The organism is Betaproteobacteria bacterium (assembly GCA_009377585.1).
In the GTDB taxonomy this organism is placed as follows: domain Bacteria; phylum Pseudomonadota; class Gammaproteobacteria; order Burkholderiales; family WYBJ01; genus WYBJ01.
In genome coordinates this window covers 1-16471 of the sequence record WHTS01000003.1, presented here as the reverse complement: position 1 = coordinate 16471, position 16471 = coordinate 1, and the positions used below count along the sequence as shown (strand labels likewise).

17 protein-coding genes are annotated in these 16471 nt (G+C 65.1%); 5 read left to right on the top strand and 12 right to left on the bottom strand.

The features are described 5' to 3' along the window. Positions 1-63: 63 nt before the first annotated feature. From pilQ to pilM, 5 genes are read right to left on the bottom strand one after another with little or no spacing between them, the layout of a single operon-like run. Entirely contained in the window at positions 64-2190 is a 2127-nt protein-coding gene (pilQ, locus tag GEV05_01585; GenBank protein ID MPZ42097.1) for a type IV pilus secretin PilQ, read from the bottom strand. Continuing rightward, positions 2187-2723 carry a pilus assembly protein PilP gene (locus GEV05_01580; GenBank protein ID MPZ42096.1) on the bottom strand — a complete coding sequence of 179 codons (537 nt, stop codon included), beginning with the start codon at positions 2721-2723 and terminating at the stop codon, positions 2187-2189. Before GEV05_01580 ends, pilQ begins: the two co-directional genes overlap by 4 nt. Further along, on the bottom strand, positions 2723-3352 hold the full coding sequence (gene pilO / locus GEV05_01575; protein ID MPZ42095.1) for a type 4a pilus biogenesis protein PilO: 630 nt from the start codon (positions 3350-3352) through the stop codon (positions 2723-2725). Before pilO ends, GEV05_01580 begins: the two co-directional genes overlap by 1 nt. A 22-nt stretch (positions 3353-3374) precedes the next feature. Further along, positions 3375-4022 (bottom strand): fimbrial protein, encoded by a 648-nt coding sequence (locus GEV05_01570; GenBank protein ID MPZ42094.1) that lies wholly within the window; start codon positions 4020-4022, stop codon positions 3375-3377. After that, positions 4019-5065, bottom strand: coding sequence for a type IV pilus assembly protein PilM (gene pilM, locus GEV05_01565; protein MPZ42093.1), 1047 nt, complete (start codon positions 5063-5065; stop codon positions 4019-4021). The genes GEV05_01570 and pilM overlap by 4 nt, the downstream gene beginning before the upstream one ends. Positions 5066-5343: 278 nt before the next feature. On the opposite strand from pilM, the gene GEV05_01560 reads away from it, so the two are divergent. Together GEV05_01560 and GEV05_01555 are read left to right on the top strand one after the other, a co-directional pair. Next, positions 5344-7650, top strand: a complete 2307-nt coding sequence (locus tag GEV05_01560; GenBank protein MPZ42092.1) for a PBP1A family penicillin-binding protein — start codon at positions 5344-5346, stop codon at positions 7648-7650. Between the two features lie 78 nt (positions 7651-7728). Then, complete coding sequence (locus GEV05_01555) at positions 7729-8271, top strand: hypothetical protein (GenBank protein ID MPZ42091.1); 543 nt, start codon at positions 7729-7731, stop codon at positions 8269-8271. 44 nt (positions 8272-8315) lie between these two features. Here GEV05_01555 and hemB read toward each other — a convergent pair whose 3' ends face one another. Both hemB and GEV05_01545 read right to left on the bottom strand, forming a co-directional pair. Then, positions 8316-9350: a porphobilinogen synthase gene (gene hemB, locus GEV05_01550; protein ID MPZ42090.1), complete on the bottom strand. Its 1035-nt coding sequence runs from the start codon at positions 9348-9350 to the stop codon at positions 8316-8318. 52 nt (positions 9351-9402) lie between these two features. Further along, positions 9403-10146 carry a YihA family ribosome biogenesis GTP-binding protein gene (locus GEV05_01545; protein ID MPZ42089.1) on the bottom strand — a complete coding sequence of 248 codons (744 nt, stop codon included), beginning with the start codon at positions 10144-10146 and terminating at the stop codon, positions 9403-9405. 93 nt (positions 10147-10239) lie between these two features. Between GEV05_01545 and GEV05_01540 the strand changes: the two genes are divergently transcribed. Beyond that, positions 10240-10869 (top strand): c-type cytochrome, encoded by a 630-nt coding sequence (locus tag GEV05_01540; GenBank protein ID MPZ42088.1) that lies wholly within the window; start codon positions 10240-10242, stop codon positions 10867-10869. Between the two features lie 119 nt (positions 10870-10988). Here GEV05_01540 and hemL read toward each other — a convergent pair whose 3' ends face one another. From hemL to thiD, 3 genes are read right to left on the bottom strand one after another with little or no spacing between them, the layout of a single operon-like run. After that, positions 10989-12278, bottom strand: a complete 1290-nt coding sequence (gene hemL / locus GEV05_01535; protein MPZ42087.1) for a glutamate-1-semialdehyde 2,1-aminomutase — start codon at positions 12276-12278, stop codon at positions 10989-10991. Continuing rightward, complete coding sequence (locus tag GEV05_01530) at positions 12275-12919, bottom strand: thiamine phosphate synthase (protein MPZ42086.1); 645 nt, start codon at positions 12917-12919, stop codon at positions 12275-12277. The genes hemL and GEV05_01530 overlap by 4 nt, the downstream gene beginning before the upstream one ends. Next, positions 12900-13724 carry a bifunctional hydroxymethylpyrimidine kinase/phosphomethylpyrimidine kinase gene (gene thiD, locus GEV05_01525; protein MPZ42085.1) on the bottom strand — a complete coding sequence of 275 codons (825 nt, stop codon included), beginning with the start codon at positions 13722-13724 and terminating at the stop codon, positions 12900-12902. Before thiD ends, GEV05_01530 begins: the two co-directional genes overlap by 20 nt. A gap of 66 nt (positions 13725-13790) precedes the next feature. On the opposite strand from thiD, the gene GEV05_01520 reads away from it, so the two are divergent. Both GEV05_01520 and gloA read left to right on the top strand, forming a co-directional pair. Beyond that, positions 13791-13979: a rubredoxin gene (locus GEV05_01520; GenBank protein ID MPZ42084.1), complete on the top strand. Its 189-nt coding sequence runs from the start codon at positions 13791-13793 to the stop codon at positions 13977-13979. A 31-nt stretch (positions 13980-14010) separates the two neighbouring features. Next, the gene (gene gloA, locus GEV05_01515; GenBank protein MPZ42083.1) at positions 14011-14400 is read left to right on the top strand and encodes a lactoylglutathione lyase; all 390 of its coding nucleotides are present in this window, start codon (positions 14011-14013) and stop codon (positions 14398-14400) included. A 7-nt stretch (positions 14401-14407) separates the two neighbouring features. Here gloA and rsmA read toward each other — a convergent pair whose 3' ends face one another. Both rsmA and pdxA read right to left on the bottom strand, forming a co-directional pair. Beyond that, positions 14408-15193 carry a 16S rRNA (adenine(1518)-N(6)/adenine(1519)-N(6))-dimethyltransferase RsmA gene (rsmA, locus tag GEV05_01510; protein ID MPZ42082.1) on the bottom strand — a complete coding sequence of 262 codons (786 nt, stop codon included), beginning with the start codon at positions 15191-15193 and terminating at the stop codon, positions 14408-14410. 185 nt (positions 15194-15378) lie between these two features. After that, the gene (pdxA, locus tag GEV05_01505; protein MPZ42081.1) at positions 15379-16422 is read right to left on the bottom strand and encodes a 4-hydroxythreonine-4-phosphate dehydrogenase PdxA; all 1044 of its coding nucleotides are present in this window, start codon (positions 16420-16422) and stop codon (positions 15379-15381) included. Positions 16423-16471: the final 49 nt, after the last annotated feature.

The following is a 16471-nucleotide window of genomic DNA, read 5'->3' as shown; positions in this document are numbered from 1 at the left end:
GACGCGCGCCAGAAAGCAAACGGGGAGGCCAAGGCCTCCCCGAAGCGCGCGGGATCGGAGCGCCTAACGCAGCGTCAGGCTTTCCTTCAGGATCCGCGGCGTGATGAAGACTAGCAGTTCGCTCTTGTCGTCGAGCTTCAGGTTCTGCTTGAACAGGAAGCCGACGTAGGGCAGGTCGCCCAGCACGGGGATCTTGTTGGTGGTATTGCTCTGGGCCTGCTCGTAGATGCCGCCGATCACGACGGTGCCCCCGTTGTCCACCAGGACTTCGGTCGTAATCTGCTTGGTGTCGATGGAGGGACCCGCCGGGGTATCGGTTCCGCGCGTGTCCTTGTGGACCGCGAGATTCATGATGACTCGATCGTCCGGCGTGATCTGCGGCTTCACCTTGAGCGACAGGGTGGCCTTCTTGAACGCGATGCTGGTCGCGCCGCTCGACGTGGCCTGCTGGTACGGGATCTCGGTTCCCTGCTCGATGATGGCCTCGACCTTGTCCGCGGTAATGACGCGCGGGCTGGAGATCACCTTGCCGCGGCCGTCTGCCTGCAGCGCCGAGATCTCGAGGTTGAGGAATCGGGTCAGCCCCTGGTTGAAAAGGATGACGGAGAAGACCCCCGGATTGACCCCGTTGATCGTCGGCGCAGGCAGATTCACGCCGAGCGACTGGTCGAACGTCGACTGGGTTTCGACCTGACCGGTGACAAAGCCCGTATGGTTCAACTGTCCACCGACCGTGCCGCGGACCTGCGAGCCCGCGATGGTGGTGCCGGTCACGCCCGTGTTGGGGTTCTGCAGGTTATTAAATCCCAGGCGCACGCCCAGGTTGCGGCTGAATCGGTCGGACGCCTCCACCACCCGCGCCTCGATCATCACCTGGCGCACGGCGATATCGACCTGGCGCAGCAGCCGGCGCACTTCCTCCAGCTTCGACGGCGTGTCCTGGACGAACACCGTGTTGGTGCGCGGATCGACCACCGCGCTGCCACGCCGGGAGAGAATGCGCTGTTCCTTTTCGGTCAGCAGCTTGCGGAAGTCCTCGGCCTTCTGGTAATTCAGCTGGAAGCTCTCGGTGCGCGTGGGCTCCAGGTCGGCGATCTGCTGGCGTGCCTCGAGCGCGAGCTTCTCCTTGGTGGCGAGCTCGTCGCGCGGCGCGATCCAGACCACGTTGCCGGTCTTGCGCATGTCCAGGCCCTTGCTCTGCAGGATGATGTCCAGCGCCTGGTCCCAGGGCACGTCCTTCAGCCGCAAGGTGAGGTTGCCGCCGACGGTGTCGCTGGTGATGATGTTGAGCCCGGTGAAGTCCGCGATCACCTGCAGCACCGCGCGCACCTCGACGTTCTGAAAATTGAGCGAGAGCTTTTCGCCCGTGTAGCGGCCGCTTTGCACCAGCCGGTTCGGATCGCCGACCACCGGCTTCACTTCGAGAATGAAGCGCGAGTCGGTTTGATACGCGGCGTGTTCCCACTCGCCCTTGGGCTCGATCACGATGCGGGTGTTGTCGCCCTGGCGAAACGCCTCCACGGTCTGCACCGGGGTGGCGAAGTCGATGACGTTCAAGCGCCGCTCAAGGTTCTTCGGCAGCGAGGTCTGCAGCAGATCGATCACGATCTGACGCCCCTGGGTGCGCAGATCGATGCCGGTGGCATTGTCCGACAAATCGATCACCACGCGTCCCTCGCCCGCGGCTCCGCGGCGGAAGTCGATGTCGCGCACGCTGTGCTTTTGCGTGCCCGGCTTGGATTCCGCGAAATGCGAAACCGAGCCCGAGGCCGCGGCGGTCGGAGCGGTTTGCAGCGTGACCAGCAGGTCCTTGCCTTCGACCTTGGTTTCGAAACTCAGCGCGCGGCTCAGATTGAGCACGAGGCGCGTGCGGCTGCCCACCTGCACGATGTTGAGGCTGCGCAGGTCGCCTTCGCTCACATCCTGGCTGTTGCGGCCGAGCGCGTTGACGGTGTTCGGGAAGTCGAGCGCGATGCGGGGTGGGTTGTTGATGGAGAAGCCGGCGGGCGGGTTGGCCATCGGCTGGGCCAGCGTCACCTTGAGGAGGACTTGTCCGGATTGCTGGCTGGCTACGTCGATCGCTTCGATCCGGTTGTTTTCGGCCGCTTGAGCCTGCAGCTGCCACCACCCAAGCACCAGCGCGCAGACCACGCCCGCGAACGTCCTGATGATTGTGCTGAACGTGTTCATTTCCTCGCGACCTCCTGTTCTTCCTGCAATTGCAGGGTGCTGGCGCGCTCGGTCCAGTCGCCGACGCCGTCCTGCACGATTTCCCTGAGCTTGACGCTGCCCTCGTCGATCTCGGTGATCACGCCGAAATTCTGGCCGAGGTAGTTGCCTTTCTTGACTCGGAAAAGATTGTTGTCGGGTGTCTTGATCAAGGCGAAGACTTCGCGCTTCTGTGCCAGCGTTCCGACCATGCGGAGGTTTTCGAGCGGGTAAGCTTCCAGCGGTTCGCGCGGGCGATTGAGATCCGGCTGGATGTTGCTGCCGGCTGTTTGCTTGGGCGCTTCGATCTTGCGCGGACGGAACGGATCGAGCAGCCCGTCCTTGTCCGCCATGTACGCGAACGCCTCGAACGGCTTCACCTCGGGCAGCGGCTCGATGCGCGGCCGCGGCATGTTGTCCTGATCCTTGACCCAGGCCTCGAGCTCCCGCATCTCCTCGCCGGCGCATCCTGCCAGCAGCACGGCGGCCAACACGATTGCGGTGCGTGCGCCCATCATCTGCCTTTCGCCTGGGCCTTGGCGGCCTTGCGCTGTCGAGCCACTTCTTCTTCGTCGAGATAGCGGTAGGTCTTGGCCACCGCATCCATGATGAGCTGGCCGTCCTTGCCCGCCGTCATGCCGATGTCGTTCAGCGTCACGATTCGGGACAGGCGCGAGATGTCGGTCGCGAACGCGCCGAAATCGTGATAGCTGCCGGTGATCCGCAGCTGGATGGGCAGTTCCGCATAGAACTCGGACATCGTCTCGGCCGCGGCGGGCTTGAAGAGCTCGAATTGCAGCCCTCGTCCCAGGCCGGCCTGGTTGATGTCGGTCAGCAATGCATCCATCTCGGACTTGCTCGGAAGCTGCTTGAGCAGCGCGCCGAAGGACTTTTCGATGTCGCCGAGCTGCTTGCGGTAGGCCTCCAGATTGATCGCCTGCTTCTTCTTGTCGAGGAAGGTCTGGCGCAGCTGCGCTTCCTTGCTGCGGTGGCCATCCAGCTCTTCCATCTGGTTCTGCCAATCGAACCAGTAGCTCAGGAACACGATCAGCAACAGCAGGATCACCAGCGCGCCGAGCTTCGGCCCGAGCGGCCAGTTACCGATGTTTTTGGGGTCGAGTCGCCTCAGGTCGTCCAGCGTCATGCGGGCACCTAGATCAGGAGAGTCAGCCGCCTACGGAGGCGACGGCAGCCGAAGTGCGTAGCGGTGTGCTTGCTGGATCCAGGCGTCCGGTTCGAGCCGGCTTGCCGCCCGACTTGCCGTCGTCGGCCTGAGCCCGGGCCAGGTTCACGTTGAGCTGGAATTCGGACAGACGCTGGTTGTTCTGCAGCGCTGTCTTGATCTCTACCAGCGAGGCCTGCTCCAGCCACGGAGAGGACTCGAGGTTACGCATGAGCGTCGAGACGCGCGCGTTGGATTGGGCGTAGCCGTTGATCGCCACCCGCTGTCCGGTTTGCTTCACCGCCTTGAGGTACACCCCGTCGGGGAGCTGGCGCACCAGCTCGTCGAGCAGATGGACGGCCTCGGCCCGGTTTGCTTGAAGGGATTCGACCACTTTCTTGCGCGCCAACAACTGTGCAGTCTGTTCGCGCAGCTTCTGGATTTCGGCGATCTGCTTGTCGAGCTCGACGATCTTTTGCTCGAGGTACTGGTTGCGTGCCAACTGGTCTTCGATGCGGTCGGCGAACAGGCTGTGCACGACGAACCAGATGCCGGCGCCGAACAGCGCAACCGCCGCGGCGATGACGAAGAACTGGCGCTGCAGCGCCTTTCGCTTCAGCGCCCGATGCGGCAGCAGATTGATGCGGATCATGACGGATCGAACCTGCGCATGGCCAGCCCGCACGCCACCATGAGCGCCGGTGCATCGGTTTGGAGATTGCGCGGACGCACCTTGCCGGACAACTGCATGCCGGTGAACGGGTTCGCCACGAGCGTATTCACTTGCGTGCGCTTGGCCACCGCCTCATCGATTCCGGGGATCGAGGCGCAACCGCCGGCGAGCACGATATGGTGCATCTGGTTGAACTGGGTGGAGGCGAAGAAGAATTGCAGCGAGCGCGCGACTTCGAGGCTCAGGGTGTCGATGAACGGGGTGAGCACCTCGGATTCGTAGTTCTCGGGCAATTGCCCGGTGGTGCGCTTGGCCGCCTCCGCTTCTTCGGGTGTGAGCCCGAACACCCGCTGGATGTCCAGCGTGAGCTGATTGCCGCCGAACGGCTGCTCGCGCGCATAGACCGACTGGCCGTTGCGCATGACGCTCAAGGTCATGAGGTTGGAGCCGACGTCGAACACGGCGACATTCTGGTCCTTGCCCTGCTGCGGAAAGCTGCGCTCGATCAGCTCGAACGCGGTCTGGGTCGCGTACGACTCGACGTCCATCACCACCGTCTTCAGGCCCAGGCCCGCGGCCTCGGCGACCGCCTGTCGATCCTCGACCTTCTCCTTGCGCGAGGCCGCGATCAGCACTTCGACATCGTCGGGACTGTTGGCTGCGGGCCCCAGAACCTGGAAGTCGAGGTTGACTTCATCGAGCGAGAACGGGATGTACTGGTTCGCTTCCGTTTCGACGGTGAGCTCCAACTCGTCGTCCTGCTGGCCCGCGGGCACGATGATCTTCTTGGTGATCACGGCCGAGGTGGGCAGTGCCATGGCGAGATTCTTGATCCCGAAACCAGCACGCTTGTAACCCCGTTTGAGCGAATCGGCCACCGCGTCGAGGTTCTGGATGTTGCCGTCGACCACCGAATCGCGCGGCAGCGGTTCGATGGCGTAGCGCTCGATGCGCAGGACGTTCTTGCCCGCATCGGCGATCTCGACCAGCTTGACCGAGGACGAGCTGATGTCGCACCCGATTACCGGAGGTGTCTTCACCTTGAAGAGTCCCCCCAGAAAGCTCAGGTCGAAACCCGATTTTCCCTTGAACGTTGGCAAGTTAGCCACTTTACGTATAATTTACATGAAATCCTAGCAACAACCGATTTGAGAGTAAAGCAATAATACCGAGGGTTTCCGGCCGCTTATAATCGTGTCGGCTTTTTGCAACAAGGTGTATGTGCCTGTCCGCCGGTTGCACTTTTGCGCTCGCATAGCGTCTCACGCATCTGTCCGTCATTCAAGGATTCAGCTCTCACATGCGCCGCGCGCTGACCATCCTGTTCGTTTTTCTCGCCGTACCCTTGGCGGCCGCGCTGCTGCTGACCTTCGCGGTCATCCTGGTCTACCCGACGTTGCCGTCGCTGGAAGCCCTGACCGACTATCGGCCCAAGATCCCGCTGCAGGTGTTTACGGCCGACGGCGTGCTGATCGGGGAGTTCGGGGAGGAACGGCGCGCGCTGGTGCGCATCGAAGACGTGCCCGAAATGATGAAGCGGGCGATCGTGGCGGCCGAGGACGAGCGCTTCTACATGCATGGCGGCGTCGACTATGTCGGCGTGGCCCGGGCGGCGTGGTCGAACTTCACCTCCGGCGGGGTGAAGCAGGGCGCCAGCACCATCACGATGCAGGTCGCGCGCAATTTCTTCCTCTCCAGGGAAAAGACTTTCAGTCGTAAATTCAACGAGATGCTGCTCGCCTTCAAGATCGAGCACAGCCTCAGCAAGGACCAGATCCTGCAGCTGTACATCAACCAGATTTTCCTCGGCCAGCGCGCGTTCGGCTTCGCTGCTGCCGCCCGCATCTACTTCGGCAAATCGCTCGAGAACCTGAGCATCGCCGAAATGGCCATGCTGGCCGGACTGCCCAAGGCGCCGTCGCGTTTCAACCCGGTGGCGAACTTGAAACGCGCCACTGCCCGCCAGCATTACGTGCTGGGGCGGATGCGCGATCTGGGCGACATCACCGATGCCCAGTACCAGGCAGCATTGGCCCAGCAACTCGCCATCACGGGGGTGCTACGGGAATACGCGCTGCACGCGGACCATTTCGCCGAAATGATTCGTCAGGCGATGTACGACCGTTACCAGGAAGAGGCCTACCACCGCGGTTATCGGGTCTACACGACCCTCGACAGCCGGCATCAGCGCGCAGCCTACGAGGCGGTTCGCGCCGGCGTCCTGGCCTACGATCGGCGTCATGGCTACCGCGGTCCGGAAGCCTTCGTCGACCTGCCGGCAGGCGCAAGCGATGACGTGGCCGAAGACGTGCTGCAGGATTTTCCGGACAGCGATGACCTGCTGGCCGCGGTCGTGGTCGAGGCGCATGCTCGCGAGGTACGTGCGGTGGTCCGCGGTGGCGAGCGCATCACCATTCGCGGAGACGGGCTGAAGTTCTCGCTGCCGGCGCTTTCGGAGAAAGCGAGCGCTAACCAGCGCATTCGGCGCGGGGCTATTGTGCGGGTGCGCAAGGATGCCAAGGGGGGCTGGGCCATTGTGCAGCTGCCGCAGGTCGAAGCGAGTCTGGTTTCGATCGATCCCCGTGACGGCGCCATCCGCGCGCTGGTGGGTGGGTTCGATTTCAAGCGCAACAAGTACAACCACGTCACCCAGGCGCTGCGCCAGCCGGGGTCGAGCTTCAAGCCGTTCATCTACTCGGCTGCGCTCGAGAAGGGCTTCACCCCGGCCACCATCATCAACGATGCGCCGCTGCGCTTCGAGGCCCAGCAAACCGGGTCGGAGGCGTGGGAGCCGCACAACTACGACGGCACGTTCGATGGTCCGATGCGACTGCGCACCGCGCTCGCAAAGTCCAAGAACCTGGTGTCGGTGCGTATCCTGCAGGACATCACGCCGCAATACGCCCAGGACTACATCGCTCGCTTCGGTTTCGACCCGAAGCTGCACCCGGCCTATCTCACGATGGCGCTGGGCGCGGGCAACGTCACGCCGATGCAGATGGTCGTCGGCTACTCGGTACTCGCCAACGGCGGCTTCCGCGTCATGCCGTACTTCATCGAGCGCATCGAGGACCCCCGCGGCAAGGTGCTGGCGAAGGCACAACCGCGCCGCGCCGGTGAGGGCGCCGATCGCGTCGTCGATGCACGCAATGCCTTCCTGATGTCGAGCCTGTTGCAAGAGGTCGTGCGCTCCGGTACGGCCGGCCGCGCCATGCAATTGGGCCGCTCGGATCTCGCCGGCAAGACCGGCACCACCAACGATTTCGTCGATGCCTGGTTCGCCGGCTATCAGACCGGATTGGTCGCGGTGGCCTGGATTGGTTTCGACAATCCGCGCTCGCTCGGACGCAATGAAACCGGAAGCCGTGCGGCCCTGCCGATGTGGATGTCCTACATGGGCGACGTGCTGGAGGGTGTGCCGCAGCAGGCGCTTACACCGCCTCCAGGCATCATGTCGGCGCACATCGATCCCCTGACCGGGCTGCGATTGGAGATCGGAGGGGTGAATGAATACTTCTACCAGGAGTCGCTGCCGCCTGAGCAGCCGCTGGAGCCGCCGCTGAGTGTCGAGCGGCCGTCCGACGAGGTTCGAAACCAGCTTTTTTGAGGGCGAAGCGTGGCGAGAGAGGGATCAGGCCGGAACGGCCATCTGCGCGAACGCATCGCCCATCTCGCGGCGCGCATCATGGCCGAAGACGGTGTCGACGACTTCGGCTACGCCAAGCGCAAGGCTGCCCGCCAAGCCGGCGCGCGCGACGCGAAGGCCATGCCGGACAATCAGGAGATCGAGCAGGCGCTCGCCGCTTATCGCGCCCTCTATCAGCCGCAGGAACATCCCCCGCTGCTGCTGCAATTACGCGAGCAGGCGCTTACTGTCATGCGGATGCTGGCCCGCTTCAACCCCCACCTGACCGGTTCGGTGCTGTCGGGCGTCGCGGGCCGGCACTCCGACATCGATCTGCAGCTCTTTGCCGAGAGCGCCAAGGAAGTCGAGATTTTTCTCTTGAACGAGGGTGTGCGCTATCGCGCCTCCCAGGCGCGGGTGTACCTGAACAACGACGAGCGGATCGTGCCCGGCTTCAGCTTCGAGCACGCGGCGATCGAGGTCCGGTTGACGGTATTCGATGCGCGTGACCTGCGTCATAACATCCGGACCACCCCGGCGGGGAGGCCGCTCGAGCGGGCACCGATCGCCACGGTCGAGGAGCTCATCGCCTGCGCCGGTTAGCACACCCGTCACCGGGTTTAGTCCAACGTCCACAGTTGGGTTGGTTAGGCTTCTTCGCGCAACCACTGCGCAGCCTGCAGCGCGAAGTAAGTGAGGATGCCGTCGGCGCCCGCGCGCTTCATCGCCAGCAGCGATTCGAGAATGCACTTGCGTTCATCGATCCAGCCGTTCTGGCCGGCGGCCTTCAGCATCGCGTATTCGCCGCTCACCTGATAGACGAAGGTCGGCACGCGGAATTCTTCCTTCACCCGCCGCACGATGTCCAGGTACGGCAGGCCCGGCTTCACCATCACCATGTCGGCGCCTTCGTCCAGATCGAGCGCCACCTCGCGCAAAGCCTCGTCGGAATTCGCCGGGTCCATCTGATAGGTGTACTTGTCGCCGCCGCCGAGCGTCGCGCTGGAACCCACGGCGTCGCGAAACGGCCCGTAGAACGAGGAGGCGTACTTCGCCGAGTACGCCAGAATGCGGGTGTGGACATGGCCTTGCGCATCGAGCGCGGCTCGAATGGCGCCGATGCGCCCGTCCATCATGTCGGAGGGCGCCACCATGTCGACGCCTGCGGCGGCCTGGGTCAAGGCCTGGCGCTGCAAGGCTGCCAGCGTCTCGTCGTTGAGGACGTAGCCGTTCGCGTCCAGCAGGCCGTCCTGGCCGTGGCTCGTATACGGGTCGAGGGCGACATCGGTCATGACGCCGAGCCCGGGGAAGGCTCGCTTCAAGGCGGCGATCGCCCGGGGCATCAGGCCCTCGGGGTTGTAAGCCTCGCGGCCGTCGGCGCTTTTCAGCCGCGAATCGATTGCGGGAAAGAGCGCAATCGCGGGCACGCCGAGATGCACGCAGCGCTGCGCTTCTTCGAGCAGGCGGTCGATTGTCATGCGGCGAACGCCGGGCATCGAGTCGACGCTCTCGGTGCGGCTGCTGCCGTCCAGCACGAAAACCGGATAGATGAAGTCGTCGGCTGCGAGCTTGTGCTCGCGCATGAGCCGGCGGCTGAACTCGTCGCGGCGCATGCGGCGCATTCGGAGCGACGGAAAACGAACGGTGCGGATCTGGGTCAAGGCGGGCTCCTGAAAAACCATGCCGCGCGTAGGCGAAAGAGGATCGGGGAACTTATTTCCGGCCGGGCGCGTCTCAATTCGCAGACGATGTCTCATCGTCTCCCGCTTCTCCTCCCTGAGCGGGCGCCTTAATCCCAATTAAGGCATTTTTGCCCCCGGCTTTGCTCCCCTTTAGCCGGGGGTTCTTATTTTGTGCGCCCGCTTTTTCGATCGGTTGCGCAACGGGCAGGTCGAGCCAGCCGGCAACTACCGCGCGCGCGGGCTCGACACCGGTTCCGGCAAGGCTCGAAAAAAGCTGCACGCTGCACATCATGCCGGATGTCGCCGTCCATTGCTCGACCTGGCGCAAAGCCGCCAGGGCCTGGTTGCGCGACAGCTTGTCCGCCTTGGTCAGGAGAATATGCACGGGCCGGTGGCGAGGCGCAAACCACGCGAGCAACTGCCGATCGAGCGGCATCAGTGGATGGCGAACGTCCATGATGAGGACGAGGCCCTGCAGCGCTTCGCGCTGCGCCAGGTAACCGTCGACCAGCTGACCCCACTGTCGCCGTAACGACTCGCTGACCCGCGCATAACCGTAACCCGGCAAGTCGACGAGAAACCGCTGCGGCGCGACTTCGAACAGCTGGATTGTGCGTGTCTTGCCCGGTTGACGCGCGACATAGGCCAGCCGGCGCCGGCGCGTGAGCGTGTTGATCGCGCTCGACTTGCCGGCGTTGGAGCGGCCCGCGAACGCGACTTCGCGTCCCGCTTCCGACGGTAGCTGACTTAATTCGGCGACGGTGCGCAGCAGTCGGGCTTGATCGAAGACAGTCATGAGGCTTTGGCGGCGAGGCCCGCGCCTGGCATCGGCCTGGGCGCTTACTATAGAATACGCCGCTTTCGATCAGGCGTCGTGAAGGGCAGGGCGATGAGGGTGTGCGCAGCAGCGCTTGCAATGGGGATCGCAATGGCAGGCGCAAGCGCCTGGGCAGCCAAGCCGGCGAAGGGCGGTCCGGATCTCGCGAGGGGTCAAAAAATCGCGGCTGAAGTTTGCGCCGCCTGCCATGGTCCGGACGGCAACAGTCCCTTGCCCGAGAACCCGAAGCTGGCTGCGCAAATGGCTGCCTATACCGCCAAGCAGCTCGCCGACTTCAAGGCGGGCAAGGAACGCAAGAACCCGATCATGTCTCCCATGGCCGCGCCGCTATCGGCCGCGGACATGCAGGCGGTGGCAGCCCACTATGCCGCGCAGAAGCCGAGAATGGGCGCGGCGCGCAACAAGGAAACGCTGAGCGTGGGCGAGAAGCTCTACCGGGCTGGCAATGCGGCAAAGGGCGTGCCGGCCTGCAGCGGCTGTCACGGACCCGCCGGTGCCGGCATCGCGGCGCAGTATCCCCGCCTCTCCGGTCAGCACGCCCAATACACCGCGGCACAGCTGCGCGCGTTCCGCTCCGACGAGCGCAGCAACGATCCGAACCAGATCATGCGTATGATCACGGAGCGTCTGTCGGATCAGGAGATCGCCGCCGTCGCCGACTACATCGCCGGGCTGCACTGAGAGACGGTCCGGCCGAAGTTTCCTTCGTTGGCTCCCTGCGCAGACACGAGCCCCGGAACGTTCAACGGCATACGATGGATGCCCGTGCGCACGGGAATGACCTGGGCGGCCCTGGCGTTCTACCCGGCGTTGCGCGCGGCGGAGCGAAACGCCTGCTTCGCGGCATCCACGCTGCGCTCGATCTCGGCCTCGCCGTGGGCGGATGAGACGAAGCCCGTTTCATAAGCCGAAGGCGCGAGATAGACGCCTTGCGCCAGCATCGCGTGGAAGAAGTGGTTGAACGCGGCTGCGTTGCACGTCATGACTTCGGCGAGGCTCGTTGGCGCGCTCGAGCGGAAATAAAATCCGAACATGCCGCCGATCGATTGCGCGCTGAACGCGACACCGGCTTGCCGCGCCGCCTCGGTAAATCCGGTGGTGAGCTTGCGCGTCGTTTCCGCCAGGCGCTCGTAGTAGCCGGGCGAGCGCACCAGCCGCAGCGTGGCGAGCCCGGCCGCGACCGCGAGCGGATTACCCGCTAGCGTCCCCGCCTGATACACCGGGCCGAGTGGCGCAACGCACGCCATGATGTCGCGCCGGCCGCCGAAGGCGGCCAAGGGCATGCCGCCGCCGACGACCTTGCCGAGCGTCACCAGATCCGGCGTGATGCCGTACAGCGCGCTCGCGCCTTGCAAGCCGACGCGAAAACCGGTCATCACCTCATCCAGGATCAGCACCGCCCCGTGGCGCGTGGTGAGCTCGCGCAGGCGCGCGAGAAAATCCTCGGCCGGCGCCACCAGGTTCATGTTGCCGGCGACCGGCTCCACGATCACCGCGGCGATGCGGCTACCCGCCTCCGCGAACGCCGCTCGCACGGCGGCGATGTCGTTGTACGGCACAACCTGTGTGTGTCTGGCGACATCGGCGGGCACACCGGCCGAGCTCGGTTGGCCGAAGGTGAGCGCGCCCGAGCCGGCCTTGACCAGCAGCCCATCGGCGTGGCCGTGGTAGCAGCCGTCGAACTTGACGATCGTATCGCGCCCCGTGAATCCTCGCGCGAGGCGGATTGCGCTCATCGTCGCTTCGGTGCCGGAGCTGACCAGCCGTACCTGCTCCAGACCCGGCACCAGCGTGCACAGGAGTTCGGCCAGCTCGACCTCGGCTGCGGTGGGTGCGCCGTAACTCAAGCCGGCGGCGGCGGCGGCCTGCACGGCGCCCACCACCTCGGGATGCGCGTGACCGACGATCATCGGGCCCCACGAGCCGACGTAGTCGATGTAGCGCCGGCCGTCGACATCGGTAAGCCAGGCGCCGCTTGCGCTGCGAATGAAAGGCGGCGTGCCGCCGACCGCGCGAAACGCACGCACCGGCGAGTTCACGCCACCCGGGATGACGCGTTGCGCGCGCGCGAAGAGCTCGTCGCTCGTCATGGCCTAGCGTGTGCGTACAGGTCGGCGAACCGGCGCGCGGTTGCCGCGATGTCGGCGCTGTCGAACAGCGCCGAGACGACGGCCAGCGCATCCACGCCACCGTCGACCAGGGGACGCGCATTGCCGAGCGTGATACCGCCGATCGCCACGATCGGCAACGCCACGAGCCGTCTTGCCTCGGCGACGAGATCGAGCGAGGCCCGGATGTCGCCGGGCTTGGTGGTGGAGGCGAAAAAGCGACCGAAGGCGACGTAGTCGGCGCCGCTACGTTTCGCGCCAAGCGCGCGGTCGATCTCGTTGTAGCACGACACGCCGATGAGGGCATCGGGCAGCCGCGCCCGCGCCTTGGCCGCATCGCCGTCGTCGCGTCCGAGATGCACGCCTTCGGCGCCGATTTGCGCCGCGAGCTCGAGATCATCGTTGACGATCAGCGGCACGTCGTGGCGGCGACAGATGGCAAGCAGCGTGGCGGCCTGTTCGAAACGCAACACGTCCGACGCGGTCTTGTTGCGATACTGCAGCAGGCGCGCCCCGCCGCTCAGCGCCGTTTCCACCAGCGTGCACAGGCGCGCGGTATCCGGTTCGTCGGGCGTGACCGCGTACAGGCCGCGGATCGGCGGGTCAGTCCTTGTCTTCGTCATCGTCGCGAGCCCAGAACATCCGGTCCGGAATGTGCTGGCCCATGCCCGGGCGGAAGCCCTGCTTCAAACTCTGCCACGTGAACTCCTGCGCATCCCGCACCGCCTCTTCCATGGTCAGGCCGTTGGCGAGCGTGGCTGCGACGGCGGCCGCCAGCGTGCAGCCCGAGCCGTGATAGGAGCCGACGAGCCGGTCCCAAGAGTCGGAACGAACCACTCCGTCCTGGTTGTAGAGCGTGTTGATCACCTTCGGCGTATTGGCGTGCGTGCCGGTGACGAGCACGTATTGGCAACCGAGTTGCACGATGCGCCGTGCGTAGACGCTCTCTTCCAGCTCGTCCGAGTCGTCGCCCTCGTTGACCGCGAGCCGGCGCGCCTCCACCACGTTGGGCGTGAGGATGGTTGTCTGCGGAAACAGCATCTCGCGCATGGCGGCAATGAGCTCGTCGCCGGCGAATTCGTCGCCGCGTCCCGAAGCAAGCACCGGATCGAGCACCAGCGGCACATCCGGATAGTCGGAGACCACCTCGGCGATCGCGGCGATATTCTCGACGCTGCCCAGAACGCCCAGCTTGAATGCAGCCACCGGCATGTCCTCGAGCACGCAGCGCGCCTGATCGGCGACCCAATCCGGTTCGATCGGCATCACGGCCTCGACGCCGATCGTGTCCTGCACCGTGAGTCCGGTGACGACGCTGACCGGGTGGCAACCCATGGCCGCGAGCGTGAGGATGTCGGCCTGCATGCCCGCGCCGCCGCTCGGATCGGTCGCAGCGAACACCAGCACGATCGGGGGTGCTTCGCTCATGGCGCTCTGGCGGGGAAAGATTATCGATTAGAATCCCATTGTATCCGCAAACTTCGAACGCAAGCCATGACGACCGTCGACGCCACGGTGTATCGGACCTATATGTGCCTCATTTGCGGTTTCGTCTACAGCGAAGCCGCTGGATTGCCGGAGGAAGGCATTGCGCCCGGCACGCGCTGGGAAGACGTGCCGATGAACTGGTCGTGCCCGGAGTGCGGCGCGCGCAAGGAAGATTTCGAAATGGTGGAGATCTGAACCCGATCGATTCCTTACAGCGGAGACGCGAATGCGCATTCTGCACACCATGATCCGGGTGGGCGACCTCGAGCGCTCGATCGATTTCTATACCAAGGTGCTCGGCATGCAGGTGTTGCGGCGGCGGGACTATCCCGACGGCCGCTTCACCAACTGCTTCGTCGGCTACGATGACGAGGCGCGCACCGCGGTGCTGGAGCTCACCCACAACTGGGATACCAAGAGCTACGACATGGGCAACGGCTATGGCCATGTCGCGATCGAGGTCGATGACGCGTACAAGGCGTGCGAAGAGGTCACGCGCCGCGGCGGCAAGGTGGCGCGCCCGGCCGGCCCCATGAAGCACGGCACCACCGTGATCGCGTTCGTCGAAGACCCGGACGGCTACAAGATCGAATTCGTGCAGCGCAAGGCGGCCTGAGGACGTCTCACCGCGCTTGCCCGATCGCGTTCGAAAGGGCGACGTATTGCGCGACCGCGAGCGTTTCGCCGCGCGCTTGCGGATCGATGCCCACCGAGCGCATCTGCGCTTCGTCGGCAATGCCCGCAAGCGCGTTGCGCAGCGTCTTGCGCCGCTGCGAGAACGCCGCCGCGACGACGCGGCGAAAGATATCTTCATCGCTTGCCCGCCAGGGCAAGGGCGCGCGCGGACGCAGGCGTGCGAACGCCGATTCGACCTTGGGCTGCGGCCGAAACGCACCGGACGGGACGCGGAACAGCCGCTCGATCGCGAACCGGTAGCCGAGCATCACCGTGAGCCGCCCGTACTCGCGGCTGCCCGCCGCCGCCGTCATGCGATCGACCACTTCCCGTTGTAGCATCACGTGGATGTCGCGGATCGACGCGGTGTATTCGAGCAGTCGAAACAGCAGCGGCGAGGAGATGTTGTACGGCAGATTGCCGACGACGCGAAGATCGCTGCCCACGGCTGCAAAATCGTAATCGAGCGCATCGCCGACGTGCACCGCGAGTTTCCCGCGCGCATGGCCTTGCTCCAGGCGCGCGGCGAGATCGCGGTCGATCTCCACCACATCCAGCCGGTTCACCCGCTCGAGCAGCGCCCCCGTCAGCGCGCCCAATCCCGGACCGATCTCGATCACACGGTCATCGGGCTGCGGATCGATGCAATCAACGATGCGCCGCACGATGGCAGGCTCGACCAGGAAGTTCTGGCCGAAGCGCTTGCGCGCGCGGTGGAGTGCGAGCTCGGCCATCGGCTTATGGACGCTCCGGAAAGCGATTGACAAGCCGCTTTCCGCACTTCGCTCCCCTCTCCCTTCGGGAGAGGGGTTGGGGGTGAGGGAGCGAGCGGTCAGCCATTTGGCGGAAGCTCGCTACCCGCGTTCGAGCCGCAGGACATCGGCCGGCTTCGGTGAACCCGGCGGACGCGCCGGCGACATCAACCTTCGACGGCTCGGGTGGCGCCAGCGATCGGCCGCAGGCGCGCTTGCGGCATCATGCGTCCGGCATTGCGCGCCATGATCGCCGCCGCCTCGATCGCTTCGATGAGGCTCCCCGCGTCGGCCTTGCCGCTGCCCGCGATGTCGAGCGCCGTTCCGTGATCGACCGAGGTGCGCACGATCGGCAGCCCCAGCGTGACATTGATGCCGCAGCCGAAGCTCGCATACTTGAGCACCGGCAAGCCCTGGTCGTGATACATCGTGAGCACCGCGTCGAACGCTTTCAGGCGCGCCGGCGTGAACAGCGTATCGGCGGGGAATGGCCCTTGCACGTCGAGGCCCTCGGCGGCGAGGCGTTCGATCACCGGGGCGATGATCTCGATCTCCTCGCGCCCCAGATAACCCGACTCGCCGGCGTGCGGATTCAAGCCGGCAACGCCGATGCGCGGGCGCTCCAGCGCGTAGCGCCAGGAAAGATCGTGGACGAGGATGCGCAGCGTCTGCTCCAGCATCGGCTGGTCGAGCCGCGCCGGCACCTCGCTCAAGGCGACGTGCGTGGTGGCGAGCGCGACCCGCAATCCACCGCCGCACAGCATCATCACCACGCGCGGCGTTGCGGTGCGCTCGGCCAGCATCTCGGTGTGACCGGTGAACGCGACGCCGGCCGCGTTGATGATGCCCTTGTGCACCGGTCCGGTGACCATCGCGTCGAAGCGGCCGTCGAGACAGCCGTCGACCGCGTGCTCGAGCGTCTCGATCACGTAGGCGCTGTTGCGGGCGTCGAGCTCGCCAGGCATGGCCGGCGCTCGCAGCGGGACATGCAGAATTTCGAGCGCGCCGGCCCGCTTGTCATTCGGATGGTCATCCTCTGCCCGCCACTCGCTCAGCTCGAGATCGATCCCGAGATCGCGGGCGCGGCTTGCCAGGAGATCGCGATCGGCGATGACGACCACGCGTGCCGGCAGCCGGCGCCCGGCAAGCCGTGCGACGATATCCGGTCCGATGCCGGCCGGTTCTCCCGGGGTCAATGCCAACGTGATCACGCGCTCGCGCTCCGCAGCTCTGGAACCCGCAACTGTAGCATTGCTTAGC

Bases quoted from the DNA above. Each gene is read 5' to 3' on its own strand.
- pilQ (MPZ42097.1), bottom strand. From the start codon at position 2,190: ATGAACACGTTCAGCACAATCATCAGGACGTTCGCGGGCGTGGTCTGC.
- GEV05_01580 (MPZ42096.1), bottom strand. From the start codon at position 2,723: ATGGGCGCACGCACCGCAATCGTGTTGGCCGCCGTGCTGCTGGCAGGA.
- pilO (MPZ42095.1), bottom strand. From the start codon at position 3,352: ATGACGCTGGACGACCTGAGGCGACTCGACCCCAAAAACATCGGTAAC.
- GEV05_01570 (MPZ42094.1), bottom strand. From the start codon at position 4,022: ATGATCCGCATCAATCTGCTGCCGCATCGGGCGCTGAAGCGAAAGGCG.
- GEV05_01560 (MPZ42092.1), top strand. From the start codon at position 5,344: ATGCGCCGCGCGCTGACCATCCTGTTCGTTTTTCTCGCCGTACCCTTG.
- GEV05_01555 (MPZ42091.1), top strand. From the start codon at position 7,729: ATGGCCGAAGACGGTGTCGACGACTTCGGCTACGCCAAGCGCAAGGCT.
- hemB (MPZ42090.1), bottom strand. From the start codon at position 9,350: ATGGTTTTTCAGGAGCCCGCCTTGACCCAGATCCGCACCGTTCGTTTT.
- GEV05_01545 (MPZ42089.1), bottom strand. From the start codon at position 10,146: ATGACTGTCTTCGATCAAGCCCGACTGCTGCGCACCGTCGCCGAATTA.
- GEV05_01540 (MPZ42088.1), top strand. From the start codon at position 10,240: ATGAGGGTGTGCGCAGCAGCGCTTGCAATGGGGATCGCAATGGCAGGC.
- hemL (MPZ42087.1), bottom strand. From the start codon at position 12,278: ATGACGAGCGACGAGCTCTTCGCGCGCGCGCAACGCGTCATCCCGGGT.
- GEV05_01530 (MPZ42086.1), bottom strand. From the start codon at position 12,919: ATGACGAAGACAAGGACTGACCCGCCGATCCGCGGCCTGTACGCGGTC.
- thiD (MPZ42085.1), bottom strand. From the start codon at position 13,724: ATGAGCGAAGCACCCCCGATCGTGCTGGTGTTCGCTGCGACCGATCCG.
- GEV05_01520 (MPZ42084.1), top strand. From the start codon at position 13,791: ATGACGACCGTCGACGCCACGGTGTATCGGACCTATATGTGCCTCATT.
- gloA (MPZ42083.1), top strand. From the start codon at position 14,011: ATGCGCATTCTGCACACCATGATCCGGGTGGGCGACCTCGAGCGCTCG.
- rsmA (MPZ42082.1), bottom strand. From the start codon at position 15,193: ATGGCCGAGCTCGCACTCCACCGCGCGCGCAAGCGCTTCGGCCAGAAC.